5 protein-coding genes are annotated in these 5,076 nt (G+C 67.5%); 2 read left to right on the forward strand and 3 right to left on the reverse strand.

The features are described 5' to 3' along the window. Positions 1–1,194, forward strand: a 1,194-nt coding sequence (locus ACE3S9_RS14560; RefSeq protein WP_374547202.1) for an NnrS family protein, incomplete at its 5' end; no start/stop codon positions are given. Here the strand turns inward: ACE3S9_RS14560 and ACE3S9_RS14565 are convergent. From ACE3S9_RS14565 to ACE3S9_RS14575, 3 genes are read right to left on the reverse strand one after another with little or no spacing between them, the layout of a single operon-like run. Further along, positions 1,139–2,056, reverse strand: a complete 918-nt coding sequence (locus ACE3S9_RS14565; RefSeq protein WP_374547203.1) for a U32 family peptidase — start codon at positions 2,054–2,056, stop codon at positions 1,139–1,141. The genes ACE3S9_RS14560 and ACE3S9_RS14565 overlap by 56 nt on opposite strands. Before the next feature lie 14 nt (positions 2,057–2,070). Then, entirely contained in the window at positions 2,071–3,066 is a 996-nt protein-coding gene (locus ACE3S9_RS14570) for a peptidase U32 family protein (protein ID WP_374547205.1), read from the reverse strand. After that, positions 3,063–3,620 (reverse strand): SCP2 domain-containing protein, encoded by a 558-nt coding sequence (locus ACE3S9_RS14575; RefSeq protein ID WP_374547206.1) that lies wholly within the window; start codon positions 3,618–3,620, stop codon positions 3,063–3,065. The genes ACE3S9_RS14570 and ACE3S9_RS14575 overlap by 4 nt, the downstream gene beginning before the upstream one ends. Positions 3,621–3,701: 81 nt before the next feature. On the opposite strand from ACE3S9_RS14575, the gene ACE3S9_RS14580 reads away from it, so the two are divergent. Next, on the forward strand, positions 3,702–5,076 hold a 1,375-nt coding region (locus tag ACE3S9_RS14580; RefSeq protein ID WP_374547207.1), incomplete at its 3' end, for a UbiD family decarboxylase.

Here is a 5,076-nt window from a genome sequence, read left to right on the forward strand (position 1 = left end):
TTTCGGAATCCGGGAACAAGCCTGATGCGCCAGCGCGCGGCGCCGCCGCCCTTCGCCCTGCTTTTCCCTCTGGCCGCCCTCGACGCCATCGCCGTCGGCTTCGGCTGGCTCGCCGCTTTTTCCGAACGTTTCGCAAACTGGTCGATCGCCGACGCCGTCGAATGGCATCAGAAGGAATTGCTGTTCGGCTTTGTCGCCGCCGCCATGGCGGGGTTTCTGTTCACCGCTTTGCCGCGCTGGACGAAGCGTCCGCTGAGCGAGGGCGCCGTTCCGGCTTTCATCGGCATGTGGGCCTTCGCTCGATTCATCCCGACGCAGCCATGGCCGCTCGGCCTTGTCCAAGGCATGCCGTGCGCGCTGCTGGCCGGCGTCGCCGCCCATCACGTGATCAGGGCGAATGACCGGCGCAACCGGAAGACCATTGTGCTGCTGGCGCTTTATGCGGCGGCGGCCGTCGTGTGCTGCGGTCCATTCGCGCCGCCAAGCCAGGCCTTGGCGGCGCATGTCGCGGTCGCTGCGACCGTGGCGCTGGCCATGCTGATCGGCGGGCGCGTCCTTCCGGCCCTGACGGCGCGCTTCGACATGCTTTGCGGCGAAATGGCCCGGCCGCCGCGCCGGCGGGCGATCGAGCCGATTTCGGCCGCGTTGGCCATCGCGGCCCTCGCCTCGCAATTGTTGGCGCCCGAGGCCCCATGGACGCCCGCCGGCCCGTTCGCGGCCGGCGCGGCGCAATTCCTGCGCATGGCGTCCTGGGTCGGGCGGCGGACGTTCGAGACGCCGACGCTGGTCGCGCTCTATGCGACCTACGCATCCCTCCCGCTTGGCTTTATCCTCGTTGCAGCCCACGGCGTCGCGCCCGACACCGTCCCGGCCGCGATGGCGATCCATGTCTGGGCGATCGGCGGGTTTGGCGGGATGGTCCTGACGATCATGTCGAGCATGATCAGGAAGCGATGCGGGCTCGCCTTCGTCGTCTCTCCGGGGAGCGAGGCGGCGGCCGCGCTCTGTCTTGTCGCGGCGGCGGCGCGCGCCGGGGCCTGTTTCTGGCCAAGCCTTTTTCCGGTCTCGGCCGTCGCCTGGACGGCGGCGTTCGTCCTGTTTCTCTATGCGTTTTGGACGCCTCTGTTCGAAGCAGCGTTCAGGGTACAGCCAGTGGCGCGGCGCCGCACGCCCCAAACAGAAAGCCATTGGTGAATTCCGCCCCGGGATGGCCGGCCCGCAATCGGGACAGCCCCTCCCGCGGCGCGATCCGTCCCGCCGCGACATCGGCGAAAGCCCGAGCCACCGAGACAAAATCCCCGCTGTGCGGCGACAGCCGCAAGCTCGTGACGCCGGCTTTTCCGAGCTGTTCGAAATCGCCGATCAAATTCGCAAATTTGTGCGACAAGGTCTGGACCCCGTTGATCGCGAGGAAATCCACGCCATCGAGCGTTCGCGTCACCAGACCGTCGGGGTCCTGCTCGCACACGAAATGACAGGAGTCCTTGGTCAGGCCATGGGCGCGGGCGTGGTAGCAGCGCCCCGAAATGGCGAGCGGAATCCGCCCATAGGCCCAGACTTCCATAACGACGCCGCTGTCGAGCGCCTGCCGTCCCAGGCTTTCGACGGAGGCGAAGGGCAGTTCGGGTGGAAGGCAGATACGCCGCGCGCCGCGCCGCGCCAGAAAGTCCATGGTCGCTTCATGATAGACATTCACGAGCGGGCCGACCGAAAAGGCCCTATCGGGCGCCACCCAGTCCATCAGCGTCAGGTCGTTGATCTCGATCTCGTGCGCGGCCTGCTCAAATAATTCGCGCGCCGCGCGCCGCTCACGGTCGAGCGTGATCAGCGCCAGAGACGTCAGGACGACCGCCTTGCCGGCGCGCTCCAGCCGTTCGATGACGTCGGGAATCCGATCGGCGTAGAAGGGCGCGCGTTTCGAGCAGACGAGTTCGCCGATGACGACGCGATCGACCGGCGCCTCATCGGCGATGCGGGCGTAAAAGTCCGCTATTTCCTCGGCCGGCCAGTTGAACTGGAGCGGTCCGACGGTGAGTTCGAATCTTTTGTCCGGCACGATGCTCTTCCCAGTCAACGCCATGTTTTCCGATAGGCGCCCGAAGTGGTTTGCTGCCCCTCGGTCAAAGCCCGCAATGCGCCGGCCTCGATCGGACGGCCCGCCGCATGATCGTCCAGCGCGCGCCGGAAGCTGCGCACGACCGCCTCGGTATAGGCCCGGCTGCGCTGGCGGCCTTCGATCTTCAACGCCGAGACGCCAGCCTCAGCCAGTTGCGGAATCAAGGCCGCCGCATCGAGGCTGACGGGGTCCTCGAAAACATGGCCCTTGTAGTCTCCGGCCTCGAAGACCCCTTTGCACAAGGTGGGATAAGGGGCAGGCTGGCCCTCCGCGACGCGATGAATGGCGAAGCCGCCGAGCCGCGACACCAGGTCGCCGCCCTCCTGGCGATAATCGACATGGCTGGCGGGCGAGCAGGCGCCGTTCATGTTCGGCGATTTCCCGGTCGCGTAGGAGGAGAGCGAGCAGCGTCCTTCCGCCATCACGCACAGGCCGCCGAAGATGAAGACTTCGGTCTCGACGTCGATCTCGCGATTGATCGCGGCGATTTCCTGCACGCTCAGCACGCGCGGCAGCACGACCCGTTTGACACCGAAATTCCGCGCGTAAAATCGAATTGCGTCGGCGTTCGCCGCCGCCGCCTGAACCGAGAGATGCAAACGCAGGTCCGGATGATGATTCGCGGCATGATCCAGCAGGCCGAGATCGGCCAGGATGACGGCGTCGGCGCCGAAGCGCGCGCAATCGTCCAGCGCATCGCTCCAGAGCCGGAAAGCCCCGGCGCGCGGAAATGTGTTGAGCGCGACCAGAACCTTGGCGTCGTGGCGGTGCGCGAAGGCGATCGCCTCCGCCATTTCCGCGCGCGAGAAATTCAGCCCGGGGAAATTGCGCGCATTGGTTTCGTCATTGAAGCCGCAATAGACCGCATGGGCGCCCGCCTCGATGGCGGCGCGCAAGGCGGCGGGCGTTCCGGCCGGGCAGACGAGTTCGAGCGCCTGGCCCGCCGTCATTCCCGCGCTCCCTGTTCATGCCGTGTGAGGGCGACGCCGGTCCAGCGCGCCGCAAACGCCGCCAGCCCCTGCGCGGGGCGGAGGGCGAGGGATTCGAATGGCCCCAGCAAAGCCGCGGCCTCGCGAGCGAGATCGATCTCTTCATTGTCGATGGCGTTGCGCAGCGCGAGAACAGCCTCGGTGTCGCCCTCGATCACGAGATCGCGCGAGAAGAACAGAGCGTCGCCGTCATAGGCGCCATGAACGAGGCCAATCAGCGCCGCCAGCGGGCCGGCGACGCGCGCATCCCAAGCGCCCGCGGCCTCGCGCCTTACGGCTTCGAGCCGGGGCGCCTCCGGGCGCGGCGACAGCTGGAAAGCCAGCGGGAGATCCGTCGGATCGATCAGGAAAATCTTGCCCGCCTGCGCTCCGAGGCGCGCGAACAGCGCTGGGTGGCGGCGTCCGAGGCTGCCGGCGAGCCTTGCCGCGACGAAGGACAGCGGCGTCAGCGGCGCAAGCCGCAAGGCGGCCGCGCCCGCCGAAGGAAACAGGGGGATGGCGTTCATGCTGGACATGACGCGGTTAAACCAGAGGACGCGACGATGCGCTTTAACCATCGTCAAGGCGCGCGGACTTCTTTCGCGGCAGGAAGCGCCATGTCCTTTCGCACCGTTCCTCCGTTCCGCGACCTGCGGGCCTTTCTTTTTCACCTGGAAGAGCAGCGACAACTGGCCCGCATCGGCGAGCCGGTCAGCCTCGTTCACGAAATGACCGAAGTGCATCGCCGCGTGCTTCTCGCGGGCGGACCGGCTCTGCGTTTCGAGCGCGCGAAAGGCGCCGCCATGCCGGTCATCGCCAATCTGTTCGGCACGCCGGAACGGGTCGCGGCCGGTTTCGGCGTCGGACTCGACGAAATCCCAGACCTCGGCGAAATGCTCGCGGCGCTGCGCGAACCCGCGCCGCTCGACGGCCTGCGCGACGCTTTGGGCCGATGGCCGATGGTTCGCGCGGCGCTGGCGACCCGTCCCAACCCCGTCGCACGGCCGGAATGCCAGCAGGAGCGCCTGCTCGGCGCCGATATCAACCTCGGGCTCCTGCCGATCCAGACGTGCTGGCCCGGCGAGCCCGCGCCGCTCATTACCTGGCCGCTGGTGATCACCCGCGCGCCGGAATCCGAGGCCGACGATACGGCGCGGATGAACATCGGCGTGTACCGGATGCAGGTTCTCGGCAAGGATCGCGCCATCATACGCTGGCTGGCCCACCGGGGCGGCGCGGCGCATCATCGGGCCTGGGCCGCGCGCGGCGAGGACATGCCGGTCGCCGTGGCGATCGGGGCCGATCCGGCGACCATTCTCGCCGCCGTCCTGCCATTGCCCGAGACGGTTTCCGAACTGCGCTTCTCCGGCGTGCTGCGCGGCGAGCGCCCGCGCGTCGCCCCCGCCCTGACCGCGCCCCTGCTCGTGCCCGCCGAAGCGGAGATCATCCTCGAAGGCTATGTCTCGGCCACGGAAACCGCGCCGGAGGGGCCCTATGGCGACCACACCGGCTATTACAACAGCGTCGAGCCTTTTCCGGTGATGCGCGTGACCGCGATCACCATGCGGCGCGATCCGCTTTACCTCACCACTTTCACCGGCAAGCCGCCGGACGAGCCCTCGGTGATCGGCGGCGTGCTCAACGATCTGGCCCTGCCGACCATCCGGCGGCAAATGCCGGAAATCGTCGATCTCTGGCTGCCGCCCGAGGCCTGTTCCTATCGCACCGCCATCGTCTCCATTCGCAAGTCCTATCCCGGACAAGCAAGGCGGGTGATGATGGGCCTGTGGGGCATGCTGCCGCAGTTCAATTACACCAAGACCATCGTCGTCGTGGACGACGACATTGATGCGCGCGACTGGAAAGAGGTCGCCTGGGCGATGGCGACCCGCATGGACGCATCGCGCGATCTGCTGACGCTCGACAACACGCCGATCGACTATCTCGATTTCGCATCGCCGGCGCCGGGCCTCGGCGGCAAGCTCGGCCTCG

This window comes from Rhodoblastus sp., from assembly GCF_041915505.1.
Taxonomy (GTDB): Bacteria; Pseudomonadota; Alphaproteobacteria; order Rhizobiales; family Beijerinckiaceae; genus Rhodoblastus.